General features: G+C 71.6%; 9 protein-coding genes, 3 tRNA genes and 1 pseudogene. 5 read left to right on the top strand and 8 right to left on the bottom strand.

Annotated features, from left to right (window positions below; all coding sequences use genetic code 11):
* Positions 1-364 precede the first annotated feature (364 nt).
* Positions 365-853 (top strand): hypothetical protein, encoded by a 489-nt coding sequence (locus ACIQ1J_RS29045; protein WP_403561393.1) that lies wholly within the window; start codon positions 365-367, stop codon positions 851-853.
* A gap of 826 nt (positions 854-1,679) precedes the next feature.
* Here the strand turns inward: ACIQ1J_RS29045 and ACIQ1J_RS29040 are convergent.
* The 3 genes from ACIQ1J_RS29040 to ACIQ1J_RS29030 all read right to left on the bottom strand — a co-directional run bounded on the left by ACIQ1J_RS29040 (position 1,680) and on the right by ACIQ1J_RS29030 (position 2,081).
* Positions 1,680-1,753: transfer RNA gene (locus ACIQ1J_RS29040), tRNA-Ile, on the bottom strand.
* Positions 1,754-1,930: 177 nt separating this feature from the next.
* A tRNA-Asn gene (locus tag ACIQ1J_RS29035) sits at positions 1,931-2,003 on the bottom strand.
* Between the two features lie 5 nt (positions 2,004-2,008).
* Positions 2,009-2,081: transfer RNA gene (locus tag ACIQ1J_RS29030), tRNA-Asn, on the bottom strand.
* A 148-nt stretch (positions 2,082-2,229) separates the two neighbouring features.
* Between ACIQ1J_RS29030 and ACIQ1J_RS29025 the strand changes: the two genes are divergently transcribed.
* The 4 genes from ACIQ1J_RS29025 (at position 2,230) to ACIQ1J_RS29010 (ending at position 7,864) form a co-directional block, all read left to right on the top strand.
* Complete coding sequence (locus ACIQ1J_RS29025; protein ID WP_403561391.1) at positions 2,230-2,535, top strand: YtxH domain-containing protein; 306 nt, start codon at positions 2,230-2,232, stop codon at positions 2,533-2,535.
* Between the two features lie 73 nt (positions 2,536-2,608).
* The gene (locus ACIQ1J_RS29020) at positions 2,609-4,063 is read left to right on the top strand and encodes an FGGY-family carbohydrate kinase (protein ID WP_210962459.1); all 1,455 of its coding nucleotides are present in this window, start codon (positions 2,609-2,611) and stop codon (positions 4,061-4,063) included.
* Between the two features lie 139 nt (positions 4,064-4,202).
* A complete protein-coding gene (locus ACIQ1J_RS29015) occupies positions 4,203-5,936 on the top strand; it encodes an ABC transporter ATP-binding protein (protein WP_403561388.1) in 1,734 nt (577 codons plus the stop codon).
* Positions 5,936-7,864, top strand: coding sequence for an ABC transporter ATP-binding protein (locus ACIQ1J_RS29010; RefSeq protein ID WP_403561386.1), 1,929 nt, complete (start codon positions 5,936-5,938; stop codon positions 7,862-7,864). Before ACIQ1J_RS29015 ends, ACIQ1J_RS29010 begins: the two co-directional genes overlap by 1 nt.
* Positions 7,865-7,912: 48 nt before the next feature.
* Here the strand turns inward: ACIQ1J_RS29010 and ACIQ1J_RS29005 are convergent.
* The 5 genes and pseudogenes from ACIQ1J_RS29005 to ACIQ1J_RS28985 all read right to left on the bottom strand — a co-directional run bounded on the left by ACIQ1J_RS29005 (position 7,913) and on the right by ACIQ1J_RS28985 (position 15,004).
* Positions 7,913-9,219, bottom strand: a pseudogene (locus ACIQ1J_RS29005) (RNA polymerase sigma factor).
* 95 nt (positions 9,220-9,314) lie between these two features.
* Positions 9,315-11,249 carry a DNA primase gene (gene dnaG, locus ACIQ1J_RS29000; protein ID WP_403561384.1) on the bottom strand — a complete coding sequence of 645 codons (1,935 nt, stop codon included), beginning with the start codon at positions 11,247-11,249 and terminating at the stop codon, positions 9,315-9,317.
* 165 nt (positions 11,250-11,414) lie between these two features.
* The gene (locus ACIQ1J_RS28995; RefSeq protein ID WP_403561382.1) at positions 11,415-12,680 is read right to left on the bottom strand and encodes an NAD(P)/FAD-dependent oxidoreductase; all 1,266 of its coding nucleotides are present in this window, start codon (positions 12,678-12,680) and stop codon (positions 11,415-11,417) included.
* 146 nt (positions 12,681-12,826) lie between these two features.
* A complete protein-coding gene (locus ACIQ1J_RS28990; RefSeq protein ID WP_403561380.1) occupies positions 12,827-14,101 on the bottom strand; it encodes a deoxyguanosinetriphosphate triphosphohydrolase in 1,275 nt (424 codons plus the stop codon).
* A 39-nt stretch (positions 14,102-14,140) separates the two neighbouring features.
* Complete coding sequence (locus tag ACIQ1J_RS28985; RefSeq protein WP_403561378.1) at positions 14,141-15,004, bottom strand: sirohydrochlorin chelatase; 864 nt, start codon at positions 15,002-15,004, stop codon at positions 14,141-14,143.
* Positions 15,005-15,059 lie beyond the last annotated feature (55 nt).

Raw genomic sequence — 15,059 nt, 5'->3', positions numbered from 1 at the left:
CCCTCCGCGCGAAGTCCACGCCGAGTACGAGAAGTTGCGAATCGCCGCGTGAAATAGACGGTCAGAAGCCTGTCCGGAAACCGCGAGGCCCCTCACAGCGAGCTTTTGGCCAGGCAACAGCTGTCGCCTGAGCAATACCGTTCCGTATGTTTATTGGCAACGATCACAATGACGGGGGCCATGGCCTGGGACGAGTGGCAGCAGATCAAGAACGATGTGGCCGCCCAGCACACGGACTCGATGAGACTGAACCAACTCGCCCCGGCGGCAGGGGGCGGCGTGCGCACCGACGCGATCAAGGACGGCATGCGCATCTCCGACCAGGGCGTCATTCCTGCACGACGATTCCGGGTTCCGGACCGACGTGGGCACGCTTCACATCGCCGAGAACGAGGAAGCATGGCGTCAGAAGGCTCTCGCAGAGTTCGAGAAGGCCGGCGGCGACGGGACAGTCGTCGTCCCCGTGGAGAGCCAGGCGATCGGGCGGTCCTTCGGTGATGACGAATGGTTCCACGCGGTCGGGTCGCACCAGCAGAATGTATCGGGCATGGTCACCGTCACTCCGGGCGACGGCGGCAAGCCGCAGGCCTCACTCGACTACCAGGTCAACGTGTGGGGCCGGTACAACTGGGACTCTGAAAAATCGACGACGTTCCCCGGCGGCCTCACCATTCCCGACGACGACATGGGGCGCCTGCACAAGGTGGGATTCGCCCAGGAATTCAACATGCGCGGCAGCAGCACCTACGCCCAGGATCTGAACAGTGGCTCAGCCCCCGGGGTGACACCGGCGGCCCCTGGGCGCGAAGGGTCCCGCGAGGACGTCTCGCGCGGCGACGAGGAGAACCGGTGAACAACCGATCTGCCCTGCGGCCACGGCTGCTCGCGGCCCTCGGGGCCGCCCTGCTGCTCACCTCTTGTTCGAGTGCCGACGGGGATGACCACCGGACGACGGACGGGCGCACCTCTCACTGGGAAAAGGACATGGGCGCCCCGGAGGCATCGGCGTTCATGAAGGTGGCGGTGCCCGAGAGTGCGACGGAGGTGAAGGGCGCCTGCAGATCAATCCGCAGGAGGACATCTATCTGCTCTCCTTCGTGACCGACGAGAAGACCGCGGTAGGAGTGGCGGAGGACCTGCGTCCCGAGAAGCCCCTGCGCGCCAGGAACCAGGACCTCCCACGACGGCACCCTTGAGGCGGGGACACCACGCGTCACTGCCTGAAACCCGCGCCCGGAGAGGACCGCGCCAGCGCATCCACCTCGCCGAAGGTGCGGCGCGCTCCCCGGCGCCGGACTACGCGCCCGGGACGATGGGCCCGCCGGCACCCCGCCGCCTTGCCGGACGAAGCGACCGCCGGTCCGGTCCGTCCCAACTCATCCCAGTGCCTGATGCCCTCGGCCACACGCTGACCACAAGCATCCAGGACTTTCGGACTCCAGCGACTGCCGGAGAACGCGCCGCGACGAGCGGACTCAAACTGACCAGCAGCCGTGGGATCGCGCCACGACGCCCCCTCAGGCACCTACCGTAAAGGACCAGGTCAGACGCACCTGAAGTGCGCTGCAACAGGGTGACAGCGGGTCAGTACCGCACGATGCGCGGCTAGTACCGCCCGGAAAACCGCCGCGAAATCCACGTTTCCCCAGGTCAGAACGATTCTGCCTGGGGACGCTCGGTGGGGCGGGTGGGACTCGAACCCACGGCCGACGGATTATGAGTCCGCTGCTCTAACCGGCTGAGCTACCGCCCCATAGCGGCGTGTCGCGTACACGTGTGCGCGCCGTCTGCCGCAGCATAGCCGCTCATACGATCTCCTGCCTCGGATGGTCGGCTACCGCGACGCCTTCATGACCTTGAGGACTCCGCAGCGTGCCGCGCGGTTCCCGGACATGAAAAAGGACCCCCTGCGGGGTCCTCGTTCACCGTGCTCCCCCGACTGGACTCGAACCAGTAACCTGCCGGTTAACAGCCGGCTGCTCTGCCAATTGAGCTACGGAGGACCGAGCTCCTCGGACTGGACTCGAACCAGTAACCTGCCGGTTAACAGCCGGCTGCTCTGCCAATTGAGCTACCGAGGATTGACTCGTTGCATCGAACGCCTCCTCCTGGGTATCCGCCAGGGGGCGCGCGCTCGCTGCGACACATACATTAGCGCAAGCAGGGGGGTGCTCCGCCAATCGGTACTCCCCGGCACCGGGGACCTAGGGCAAGGGAAGGGTGGCCGCCATGCGTTACCGGCTCACGTTCGTCGTCGGACTCGCGGTGGGATACGTGCTGGGCACGAAGGCCGGTCGGGAGCGGTACGAGCAGTTGCGGAAGTCCGCCCGTCAGGTCGCGCAGAACCCCGCCGTACGCAACACCGCCGAGTCGGCGGCCCAACAGGGCAGGCACTTCGCGGACAAGGCGTACACCGCGGTGAGCGACAAGGTCGGGGACCGGATGCCCGATTCGGTGACCCAGCGGGTCCGCTCCCTGCGCGAACGCAACACGAACGGCAGCGGAGCGGACGACTGGGGCACCAGCAACACCTGAGACGGGTGCCTGTGCCGGGTCTCGTGCCCCCACCGGGTACGGACATCGCTCACGGTGCGGCAGAATTTCGGGCATGGGGATAGTCGCCGGGTTGGACAGTTCGCCCGATTTCACTCGTATCGTCGTCTGCGATTCGGACACGGGCGCCGTGCTGCGGCAGGGCTACGCGCCGCATCCGGTGGAGAGCCCCGAGGGCGGGGGCCGTCCGTCGGACGTCGATCCGCAGGCCTGGCTGCTGTCCCTCGGGGAGGCCGCCGGCGGCGGCCTGCTGGAGGGGGTGCAGGCCATCGGCGTGTCCGCGCAGGCGAACTCGGTCGTGCCGCTGGACTCGCAGGGCAACACCGTGCGCCCGGCCATGGTGGGCGGCGACAAGCGCTCCCAGGTGGCCGCGGCCGACCTGATCGACGCGCTCGGCGGGCGTGAGGCGTGGGCGCAGGCCGTGGGCTCGGTGCCGCAGGCCGCGCAGCCGGTGACCAAGCTGCGCTGGCTGGCCCGGACCGAACCCGAGGCGGCCGCACGGACCGCCGTGCTGCTCCAGGCCCACGACTGGCTGGTGTGGCAGTTGCTCGGGCGGCCGGTCCGCAGGACCACCGACCGGGGCGGAGCGTCCGGGACCGGTTACTGGTCGGCGGCGAGCAACGGCTACCGGCCCGATCTGGTCGAGATGGCGCTCGGGCATCAGGTGATGCTGCCGGAGGTGATCGGCCCGGCCGACGCGGCCGGTACGACGCCGGAGGGTCTGCTGATCTCCGCCGGGACCGGCGAGACGCAGGCCGCCGCCTTCGGGCTGGGGATCGGACTGGGCGACGCGGTGGTGTCGCTGGGCGCCTCCGGGTCCGTCATGGCCGTGCACACCGAGCCGCTCGTCGACCAGTCCGGCATGATCACGGCCCTGGCGGACGCCACCGGCATGCACCTGCCGGTCGTCACCACCCTGAACGCCGTACGGACCCTGCGGGGCGCCGCCGAGCTGCTCGGCGTGCCGGACCTGGAGAGCCTGTCCGAGCTGGCGATGAAGTCGACGCCGGGCTCGCACGGACTGGTGCTGCTGCCCTACCTGGAGGGCGAGCGCACACCGAACCTGCCGCACACCGCCGGCACGCTGGCCGGCCTGCGGCGCGAGTCGATGAAGCCGGAGCATCTGGCGCGGGCCGCGTTCGAGGGCATGCTGTGCGGTCTCGCCGACGCCCTCGACGTGCTGCGCGGCCGGGGCGTGGACGTGCGGCGGGTCTTCCTGCTGGGCGCGGCGGCCGAGCTGCCGGCCGTGCAGGCGGCGGCGCCCGCGCTGTTCGGGACGCAGGTCGTCGTACCGCAGCCGGCGGACTACGCCGCGATCGGCTCCGCCCGGCAGGCGGCCTGGGCGCTGGGCGTGTCCCAGGGCACGCTCGACCCGCGCACTCCCCCCGTCTGGCAGGGCGCGGTCGCACAGGTGCTGGAGCCGGGCGAGGAGCTGGCGGTGGGGCAGGCGGTGCGACAGCAGTTCGTGTCGGTGCGGGAGCAGACGCATCCGGGCGCGCTGCGCACGTGAGGAGCGGCACCCGCGCCGCCCGTAAGGCCGGAAGTAGCGCGCCGTTGGGTTAATCGGTTGAGGTAACGCGGGTGGAGTGTCCGACGATAGGGGCCAGGGGCAACCAACCGCCCCCGTCGCCGACTCCGAGAGACCCAGCGTGCTCATACGACTCCTGCGGACCTGTCTCAGGCCCTATCGAAAACCCATCGCCCTGCTGGTGGCGCTGCAGTTCCTGCAGACCTGCGCCTCCCTCTACCTGCCGACCCTGAACGCGGGCATCATCGACGAAGGGGTCGTGAAGGGGGACTCCGGTTACATCCTGAGCTACGGCGCCCTGATGATCGGCATCTCGCTGGTCCAGGTCGTGTGCAACATCGGTGCCGTCTACTACGGCGCGCGGACCGCGGCCGCGGTCGGCCGGGACCTGCGGGGCGCGGTCTTCGACCGGGTGCAGTCCTTCTCGGCGCGCGAGGTCGGCACCTTCGGCGCTCCCTCGCTGATCACCCGGACCACGAACGACGTGCAGCAGGTCCAGATGCTGGCCCTGATGACCTTCACGCTGATGGTGTCGGCGCCCATCATGTGCGTCGGCGGCATCGTGATGGCGCTCGGTCTGGACGTGCCGCTGTCCGGGGTGCTCGTCGCGGTGGTGCCGGTGCTGGCGATCTGCGTGACCCTCATCGTGCGGCGGCTGCGGCCGCTGTTCCGGGCCATGCAGGAGCGGCTGGACACGGTGAACCGGGTGCTGCGCGAGCAGATCACCGGCAACCGGGTCATCCGCGCCTTCGTGCGGGACGAGTACGAGCAGCAGCGCTTCCGGAAGGCCAACGCGGATCTGACCGAGGTGGCGCTGGGTTCCGGCAATCTGCTCGCGCTGATGTTCCCCGTGGTCATGACGGTGGTGAACGTGTCGTCGGTCGCGGTGGTGTGGTTCGGCGCCCACCGGATCGAGAGCGGCGGGATGCAGATCGGCGATCTGACCGCGTTCCTCGCCTACCTCATGCAGATCGTCATGTCCGTGATGATGGCCACCTTCATGTTCATGATGGTGCCGCGCGCGGAGGTGTGCGCCGAGCGCATCCAGGAGGTCCTGGGGACCGGGAGCAGTGTGGTGCCGCCGGTGGCGCCGGTCACCGAGCTGCGCCGGCACGGGCACCTGGAGCTCCGGGGGGCCGGTTTCCGCTACCCCGGTGCCGAGGAGCCGGTGCTCCGGCACATCGACCTGGTGGCCCGGCCGGGCGAGACGACCGCCGTCATCGGCTCCACCGGCAGCGGCAAGTCCACGCTGCTCGGGCTGGTCCCCCGGCTGTTCGACGCCACGGACGGCGAGGTGCTGGTCGACGGGGTGGACGTACGGACCGTCGATCCGAAGCTACTGGCCAGGACCGTGGGGCTGGTGCCGCAGAAGCCGTATCTGTTCGCGGGCACGGTGGCCACCAATCTGCGCTACGGCAATCCGGACGCCACCGACGAGGAGCTGTGGCACGCGCTGGGGGTGGCGCAGGCCAGGGAGTTCGTGGAGCGGCTGGAGGGCGGGCTCGACGCGCCGGTCTCGCAGGGCGGCACGAACGTGTCGGGTGGCCAGCGGCAGCGTCTCGCCATCGCCCGGACGCTGGTCCAGCGCCCGGAGATCTACCTCTTCGACGACTCGTTCTCCGCCCTCGACTACGCCACCGACGCCGCGCTCCGTGCCGAGCTGGGCCGGGAGACGGCCGAGGCGACCGTGGTGATCGTGGCGCAGCGGGTGGCGACCATCCGGGACGCGGACCGGATCATCGTGCTGGACGAGGGGCGGGTGGTCGGCGTGGGCCGGCACCAGGAGCTGATGGCGGACAACGAGACCTACCGGGAGATCGTGCTCTCCCAGCTGACGGAAGCGGAGGCCGCCTGATGGCCGGACCTGCGGGTCGCATGATGGCCGGGGGCGGTCCCGACCAGCGTTCGATGGACTTCAAGGGGTCGGGCAAGCGGCTCGTCGCCCGGTTCCGGCCGGAGCGGGTGGTCCTCTGCGCGCTGCTGGCGTGCCTGGTCGTCAGCGTCGGCCTCAGTGTGATCGGGCCGAAGATCCTCGGCAGGGCCACCGACCTGGTCTTCGCGGGCATCGTCGGGCGGGACATGCCGTCCGGGGCCACGAAGGAACAGGTCCTGGACTCCATGCGCGAGCGCGGCGACGGCGATGTCGCCGACATGCTGCGCAGCACGGACTTCACCCCGGGCCGGGGCATCGACTTCGGTGCGGTGGGTGAGGTGCTGCTGCTCGCGCTGGCGGTGTTCGCCGTGGCCGGGCTGCTGATGGCGGTGGCCACGCGGCTGGTGAACCGCGCGGTCAACCGGACCATGTTCCGGATGCGGGAGGACGTGCAGACGAAGCTGTCGCGGCTGCCGCTGTCGTACTTCGACAGGCGGCAGCGCGGCGAGGTGCTGAGCCGGGCGACGAACGACATCGACAACATCCAGCAGACGCTGCAGCAGTCCATGGGCCAGCTGATCAACTCGCTGCTGACCATCATCGGCGTGCTGGCGATGATGTTCTACGTCTCCTGGATCCTGGCGCTGGTCGCGCTGGTGACGGTGCCGCTGTCGTACGTGGTGGCCACGCGGGTGGGCAAGCGGTCGCAGCCGCAGTTCGTGCAGCAGTGGCGCTCGACGGGGCGGCTGAACGCGCACATCGAGGAGATGTACACCGGACACGCCCTGGTGAAGGTGTTCGGGCGCCAGGAGGAGTCGGCGAAGCAGTTCGCCGAGGAGAACGACGCGCTGTACGAGGCCGGGTTCAAGGCGCAGTTCAACAGCGGGGTCATGCAGCCGCTCATGATGTTCGTGTCCAACCTGAACTACGTGCTCGTCGCGGTGGTGGGCGGCCTGCGGGTCGCCTCGGGCTCCCTGTCCATCGGTGACGTACAGGCCTTCATCCAGTACTCCCGGCAGTTCTCGATGCCGCTGACGCAGGTCGCGTCGATGGCGAACCTGGTGCAGTCGGGTGTGGCGTCGGCGGAGCGGGTCTTCGAGCTGCTGGACGCCGAGGAGCAGTCGGCGGACCCGATCCCGGGCGCCCGGCCCGAGGACCTGCGCGGGCGGGTGGAGCTGGAGCACGTCTCCTTCCGCTACGACCCGGAGAAGCCGCTGATCGAGGACCTGTCGCTGAAGGTGGAGCCGGGCCACACGGTCGCCGTCGTCGGGCCCACGGGCGCCGGGAAGACCACCCTCGTCAATCTGCTGATGCGGTTCTACGAGGTCTCCGGCGGCCGGATCACCCTCGACGGCGTGGACATCGCCAAGATGTCCAGGGACGAGCTGCGGGCCGGCATCGGCATGGTGCTCCAGGACACCTGGCTGTTCGGCGGCACCATCGCGGAGAACATCGCGTACGGGGCGTCGCGGAAGGTCACCCGCGGGGAGATCGAGGAGGCCGCGCGGGCCGCGCACGCCGACCGGTTCGTGCGGACGCTGCCCGACGGCTACGACACCGTGATCGACGACGAGGGCACGGGGGTGAGCGCCGGTGAGAAGCAGCTCGTCACCATCGCGCGGGCGTTCCTGTCCGACCCGGTGATCCTGGTCCTCGACGAGGCCACGTCGTCCGTGGACACCCGTACCGAGGTGCTCATCCAGAAGGCGATGGCCAAGCTGGCGCACGGGCGGACGTCGTTCGTGATCGCGCACCGGCTGTCGACGGTCCGGGACGCGGACACGATCCTCGTGATGGAGAACGGGTCCATCGTCGAGCAGGGCGCGCACGCCGGGCTGCTGGCGGCCGGCGGGGCCTACGCGCGGCTCTACCAGGCCCAGTTCGCGCAGGCCGTGGCGGAGGTGGAGTAGGGGTCGGAGTCAGGGACGGAGCAAGGGTGTCCGTCCGCTCGTGTCCGCTCAGTCCAGATAGCCCCTCAGCTGGTCCGCGAAGGTGTGGTCGCGGAGCTTGTTGAGGGTCTTGGACTCGATCTGGCGGATCCGCTCGCGGGTCACGCCGAAGATGCGGCCTATCTCCTCCAGCGTGCGGGGGCGGCCGTCGACCAGGCCGTAGCGGAGCTGGACGACCTTGCGTTCGCGCTCGCCGAGGGTGGAGAGCACCGCGTCCAGGTGCTCGCGCAGCAGCAGGAACGCGGCCGACTCGACGGGGCTGGCGGCGTCGCCGTCCTCTATGAGGTCGCCGAGGGCGACGTCGTCCTCCTCGCCGACCGGGGCGTGCAGGGAGACCGGCTCCTGGGCGAGGCGCAGCACCTCGCCGACCCGCTCGGGGGCCAGGTCCAGGTGGGCGGCGACGTCCTGCGGGGTCGGCTCGTAGCCGCGTTCCTGGAGCATGCGCCGCTGGACGCGGACGACCCGGTTGATGAGTTCCACGACGTGGACGGGGACGCGGATGGTGCGCGCCTGGTCGGCCAGCGCCCGGGACATGGCCTGGCGGATCCACCAGGTGGCGTAGGTGGAGAACTTGTAGCCGCGGGCGTAGTCGAACTTCTCCACGGCCCGGATCAGCCCCAGGTTCCCCTCCTGGACCAGGTCCAGCATGGTCAGCCCGCGCCCGACGTACCGCTTCGCCACCGACACCACGAGCCGCAGGTTCGCCTCGATCAGGCGCCGCTTGGCCAGGCGGCCCATGACGACGAGCCGGTCGAGGTCCAGGGCGAGCCGGCTGTCCAGGTCGACGGCGAGCCGCAGCTTCTCCTCGGCGAACAGCCCGGCCTCCACGCGCCGGGCGAGGTCGACCTCCTCGGCCGCGGTGAGCAGCGGAATCCGGCCGATCTCCCGCAGGTACTGCCGGAACAGGTCGGAGGAGGGCCCGCCGGTCTCCGTGCGGGTGGGCGGCGGCGGTCCGCCGGGCTCGGGGGCGTCGGCGCCGCCGGGGTGCTCGGCCGCTTCGCGGGCGTCGTCCGCCGCGGGCGGCTCCTGCGGCCCGTTCTCGGGGTGGTGCGCGGCGCGGTGCTGCGGCGGCATCGCGACGAGGACACCGCTCTCCGCGTCCGGCTCCGCGCCGTCGGTACTGGTGTCGGTCTGGGTGAGGGTCTGGGTCTGCACGGGGGCGACCTCCAGGATGGACGCGGCCGACGGGGGCCGGCGGCGGTACTTCGGGAGCGGAGCCGGCTCGTTCGCCGCGGTCCGCCCCGTACCCGTGAACGGAACCGCGGGAATCAGCGACCCGCCGGGACGGAACGGCCGCGCTCCGAGGACTCAGGCACCGCCCCCAGTGTGGGGTACGACACATCACCGCCACGAGGGGCGTGCGGTGACTTTTTGCGCCCGCGCGTGACCGCGCGGTTACCCGCGGTCGGTCCTAGAGGGCGGCGGCGCCCTGTACGCGCAGGGTCTGGTCGTACTGCTGGAGGACCCACAGCTCGTTCTGTACGGCGGCCAGTTCGGCGGGGTCGCCGTGGCCCGTGAGGCGGGTGAGGCGGCCCGTGATGTCGCGGATGCGGCGCTCGACGGCCCGGCGGCGGACGGTGACCAGCTGGGCGCCCGCGTAGACCTCGTCGACGTCCTTCACCCCGCGGTGCAGCATGATCGCCTCGACCGCGAGTTCGGTGACCATGGCGCGGACGGCGTCGTCGGGGGCGGCCTCGCGGGCTCGGACCAGGTAGCCCTGCGGGTCCTGGACGCCGAACTCGGCGCCGCCCGCCTCCATGATCGCCTCGCGTACGGCGGCGTAGGGCGGGGCGGTGAACTCGTCGACGCCGTACGCGTCGAAGGCCGGGGAGACCAGCTCCGGGCGCTGGAGGGCGAGCTTGAGCAGCTCCCGTTCGGTGGCGAAGACGGGGTTGCGGAGGTTGAGGGCCGGGCCGCCGCGGGGGCCGGGGCCGGCGGGTCCGGCGTACTGCTGCGGGGCGCCGCCACCGCCGCGCTGCTGCCGGTCGGGGGCGGGGCCCTTGCCGCCGCGGTCGCGGGACCAGCGGGCCAGCTGGGCGATCCGCTTGACCACGAACTGCGTGTCGAGGATGCCGAGCATGCCGGCGAGCTGCACGGCGACCTCGTGCTGGGCGCCGCTGTTCTTGATGCGGGCGACGACCGGGGCGGCCTCGTCCAGCGCCGACGCGCGGCCGGCCGGGGTGTCCAGGTCGTAGCGGCTCACGATCTGGCGGAGCGCGAACTCGAAGAGCGGGGTGCGCGGCTCGACCAGGTCGGCGACCGCGTCGTCGCCCTTGGCCAGGCGCAGGTCGCAGGGGTCCATGCCGTCGGGCGCGATGGCGATGTACGTCTCGGCGGCGAACTTCTGGTCGTCCTCGAAGGCACGCAGGGCCGCCTTCTGGCCGGCCGCGTCGCCGTCGAAGGTGAAGATCACGCGGGCGGAGCCGTTGTCCATCAGGAGGCGGCGGAGGATCTTGATGTGGTCGCCGCCGAAAGCCGTGCCGCAGGTCGCGATGGCGGTGGTGACGCCGGCGAGGTGGCAGGCCATGACGTCCGTGTAGCCCTCGACGACGACCGCGCGGGACGCCTTCGCGATGTCCTTCTTCGCCAGGTCGATGCCGTAGAGGACCTGGGACTTCCGGTAGATCGCGGTGTCCGGGGTGTTCAGGTACTTCGGGCCGTTGTCCGCCTCGTAGAGCTTGCGGGCGCCGAAGCCGACGACATCGCCGCCGATGTCGCGGATGGGCCACATCAGGCGGCCGCGGAAACGGTCGATGGGGCCGCGGCGGCCCTCCTGGGAGAGGCCGGAGAGGACCAGCTCCTTGTCGCTGAAGCCCTTGCCGCGCAGGAAGCGGGTGAGGTGGTCCCAGCCCTGGGGGCTGTAGCCGACGGAGAAGTGCTGGGCGGCGGCCTGGTCGAAGCCGCGGTCCGCGAGGAAGGCGCGGCCCGTGTCGGCCTCGGGGCTGGTCGCGAGCTGCTCCGCGTACCACTGGGCGGCGATCTTGTGGGCCTCGACCAGGCGGATGCGTTCGCCGCGCTGGTGGGTGGGGTTGTACCCGCCCTCCTCGTAGCGCAGGGTGATGCCGGCCTGACCGGCCAGGCGCTCGACCGCCTCCGAGAAGGTGAGGTGGTCGATCTTCATCACGAACGTGATGGTGTCGCCGCCCTCCTGGCAGCCGAAGCAGTGGAAGAACCCCTTGCTCGGGCTGACCTGGAAGGACGGGGACTTCTCGTCGTGGAAGGGGCAGAGGCCCTTCAGGTTGCCGCCGCCCGCGTTCCTCAGCTGGAGGTACTCGGACACCACGGCGTCGATCGGGACCGCGTCCCGTACCGCCTTCACGTCCTCGTCGTTGATCCGTCCAGCCACGCGTGAAGTCTACGGGGCGGCACCGACATGCTCGGGCCCGGCGATGGGCTCTGCCCGGGAGGTCCGGCCCGCCGCGAAGCGGCCGTCCGACGCGGCACCGCCGGGATTCGGCCGGGGTTCCGGGGGTTGTCCCCCCGGGAATCGGGGCCGGCGACGGACTGACAGCTACGCGACGAGGCTTTCGAGCGATACGTGCGGGTTCGCCAGCGCCTCCGTGTCCACCGGGGCCTTCGAGCGGATCAGCTGCTGGATCGGCTCCGTGACGTCCCACACGTTCACGTTCATCCCGGCCAGGACGACGCCCTCCTTCACCCAGAAGGCGATGAACTCGCGCTTCGCCGCGTCCCCGCGGATCACCACCTGGTCGTACGACCCCGCGGGCGCCCAGCCGGAGTACTCCATGCCGAGGTCGTACTGGTCGCTGAAGAAGTAGGGCACGCGGTCGTGGGCGAGCCCCCGGCCGAGCATCGCGCGGGCGGCCGCCGGGCCGCCGTTGAGGGCGTTGGCCCAGTGCTCCACGCGCAGGCTGGTGTCGAAGAGGGCGTGGTGGAAGGAGGCCACGTCGCCGGCCGCGTAGATGTCGGGGTCGCAGGTGCGCAGGTTCGCGTCGACGACGATGCCGCCGCCGTGCGCGCGGTCGGCGATCTCCAGGCCCGCGGCCTGGGCCAGCGCGGTGCGCGGGGCGGCGCCGATCGCGGCGAGCACGTCGTGCGCGGGGTGCTCCTCGCCGTCGTCGGTGCGGGCGGCGAGGACCATGCCGTCCTGGCCGATGATCTCGGTCAGCTGCACGCCGAAACGGAAGCGGACGCCGTGCGCCTCGTGCAGCTCGGCGAAGACGGAGCCCAGCTCGGGGCCGAGGACGCCGTGCAGCGGGGTCGGACCCGGCTCGACGACGGTGACCTCCGCCCCGTACTCGCGGGCCGCCGCCGCGACCTCCAGGCCGATCCAGCCGGCGCCGGCGATCAGGAGGTGGCCGTTGTCCCGTCCGAGGGAGGCGAGGACGCCCTTGAGGCGCTCGGCGTGGGCGAGGCGGCGCAGGTGGTGGACGCCGGCGAGGCCGGTGCCGGGGACGTCGAGGCGGCGGGGCTCGGCGCCGGTCGCGATGAGCAGCTTGTCGTACCCGGCGCGGGTGCCGTCGTCGCCGTAGTGGACGGTCCTGGCGGCGCGGTCGATCGCGACGACGGTCTGGCCGAGGTGCAGCTCGATGTCGTGCTGCGCGTACCAGGCGGGCTCGTGCACGAAGACGCTGTCGCGCTCCTCCTTGCCGAGGAGGTAGCCCTTGGACAGCGGCGGGCGCTCGTAGGGGTGGTCGCGCTCGTCGCAGACGAGGATCACCCGGCCGGTGAAACCCTCCGTGCGGAGTGTCTCGGCCGCCTTCGCGCCCGCCAGGCCGCCTCCGACGATGACGAATGTCTGATCCGCGTCGACCACTTGTCTGCCTCCTCGTCTGGGTGCCGCCACATGCGAGCGTCCCGCACGTGGCGTGGTGCGGGAAGGGGGAGTGACGCGATCAGGCCGCGGAGGCCCGTGTCTCGGGGGCCCTGAGTGCCTGTCGGGTCACACCCGTCCCGTCAGTCTCATGGATGCCCCGTCAGGCGGGCGTGAAGCGAGCGGGCCGAGGCATCGGTGAGGGAGGCGATCTGGTCGACGATCACCCGTTTGCGGGCGCGGTCGTCGGCGGCCCCGTCGAACAGGGCGCGGAACTGGGGGTCGAGGCCGTCGGGGGCGCGGGCGGTGAGCGCCTCGGCCAGTTCGGCGACGACGACGCGCTGGTCGGCGCGGAGCCGCTCCTGCTCGGTGCGCTGCATGACGTAGCGCACGGCGACCGCCTTGAGGACGGCGCACTCCATGCGGGTCTCCCCAGGGACCACCAGTTCCGCCGTGTACCGGGTGAGCCGGCCGTCTCCGTGGGCGGCGCGGGTGGCGGTCTCGGCGGCGAGGCAGAAGCGGCCGATGAGCTGGCTGGTGGCGTCCTTCAGCCTGGCCTGGGCGACGGCCGAGCCGTCGTAGCCGTGCGGCCACCAGTCCTGGGCGAGGAGGCGGTCCAGGGCGGCGGCGAGTTCGGCGTGGTCGGTGCCGGCCGGGACGTAGCGGCCGACGGCGACCTCGAAGACCGCCTCGCGCTCGGGGTCGGCGAGCAGGCAGTTCGGGTCGATGTGACCGGCGTGCAGGCCGTCCTCGACGTCGTGCACGGAGTACGCCACGTCGTCGGCCCAGTCCATGACCTGGGCCTCGAAGCAGGTGCGGGCGCCGGGGGCGTCCTCGCGGAGCCACTCGAAGACGGGCCGGTCGTCGTCGTACACGCCGAACTTGGGCGAGGCGGGGTCGGTGGGGTGGGCACCTCGGGGCCAGGGGTACTTGGTGGCGGCGTCGAGGGTGGCGCGGGTGAGGTTGAGGCCGACGGAGCCGTCCTCGGTGAATCGCTTGGGCTCGATGCGGGTGAGGAGGCGGAGGGACTGGGCGTTGCCCTCGAAGCCCCCGCAGTCCTCGGCGAAGGCGTTGAGCGCCTGTTCGCCGTTGTGGCCGAAGGGCGGGTGGCCCAGGTCGTGGGAGAGACAGGCGGCCTCGACGAGGTCCGGGTCGCAGCCGAGGGCGGCGCCGAGCTCGCGGCCGACCTGGGCGCATTCCAGGGAGTGGGTGAGGCGGGTGCGGGGGCTGGCGTCCCAGACGGGGCTGCGCTCCCCCGGCGTGACGACCTGGGTCTTGCCGGCGAGGCGGCGCAGGGCCGAGGAGTGCAGGATGCGGGCGCGGTCGCGTTGGAAGGCGGTGCGGCCGGGGCGTTTGTCCGGTTCCGGGGCGTAGCGGGCGACTGACGTCGGGTCGTACGGGGGTGGGGGTGCGGTGCCTTCCATGTCATGAACAGTAAGGGGAAGGGGTGACAGTCGGGTCGCCTACGCGTGTGCCGGGTGCGGTGCGCTTTCGCGTGCGGGGTGCGTTGTGGCTGGTCGCGCCCACGCGGCGGAGCCCCGAGTCGATGCGTCCCGCGCCCCTTCAGGTGCGTTGGTCCCGCCGTCGGTCACCAGTGCCCGGTCGTAGCGGTGGAGGAGGAGGCGGGCCATCGCCGGGTGGGTGCCCAGGGGAGCCGACGCGATCCGCGGGGCCGCTGCCGCGCACTCCGTCGCGAACCGGCCCGGGGCCGTGAAGTACGAGGCGACGGCGATGTCGCGGTGGCCCCGGGCCTCCAGTGCGCGTACCGCCTCCGGCACCGTCGGAGCCGCCGCCGAGGCGTACGCCGGGACCACCGGGGCGCCGAGGCGGGCGGACAGGAGGGCGGCCGTGCGGGCCGTGTCGGTCCTGGAGTCCGGGTCGCGGGAGCCCGCGGAGGCGAGGACGACCGCGTGGTCCGGCCCCGCGTCAACGGGCCGGCCGCCCTGCACCAGGCGGTCGTGGAGGGCGTCCACGAGCAGCGGGTGCGGGCCGAGGGGGGCGGCGACGCGCGTGCGGGCCGGGGAGGCCGCGGCCATCTCGGGGATGTCCCGTTTGACGTGGTGGCCGCGGCTGAGGAGGAGGGGGACGAGGACGGCCGCCCCGTCTCCCAGGGCGGCGAGCGTGTCGGGGAGCAGGGGCTCGTTCAGTTCGATGTGCCCGAGGTGCACCGGCAGGCCCGGGCGCAGGGCGCGGACCCGGTCGAGGAGGGCGCGTACGGTGCTCAGCGCGCGCGGGTCGCGGCTGCCGTGGGCGACGACGACCAGGGCGGGGGTGCCGCCCGGTGCCGCCGTGCTCGTCGGCCTGCCCATCAGTGTCATCGCCGTCATGCGTCGAGGGTGACCGCCGGACGTTGCCTCCCCGTTGCGCGGAGGTCACAGGGAT

This window comes from Streptomyces sp. NPDC097107 (genome assembly GCF_044762405.1).
Lineage (GTDB): Bacteria > Actinomycetota > Actinomycetes > Streptomycetales > Streptomycetaceae > Streptomyces > Streptomyces thinghirensis.
The sequence above is the reverse complement of the archived record's forward strand: the minus strand, read 5'-3'. Positions and strand labels throughout refer to the sequence as shown.

What these genes read in the sequence shown, in the direction of transcription:
- ACIQ1J_RS29025 (WP_403561391.1), top strand. Translation starts at nt 2,230, where the DNA reads ATGCGTTACCGGCTCACGTTCGTCGTCGGACTCGCGGTGGGATACGTG.
- ACIQ1J_RS29020 (WP_210962459.1), top strand. Translation starts at nt 2,609, where the DNA reads ATGGGGATAGTCGCCGGGTTGGACAGTTCGCCCGATTTCACTCGTATC.
- ACIQ1J_RS29010 (WP_403561386.1), top strand. Translation starts at nt 5,936, where the DNA reads ATGGCCGGACCTGCGGGTCGCATGATGGCCGGGGGCGGTCCCGACCAG.
- ACIQ1J_RS28990 (WP_403561380.1), bottom strand. Translation starts at nt 14,101, where the DNA reads ATGGAAGGCACCGCACCCCCACCCCCGTACGACCCGACGTCAGTCGCC.
- ACIQ1J_RS28985 (WP_403561378.1), bottom strand. Translation starts at nt 15,004, where the DNA reads ATGACGGCGATGACACTGATGGGCAGGCCGACGAGCACGGCGGCACCG.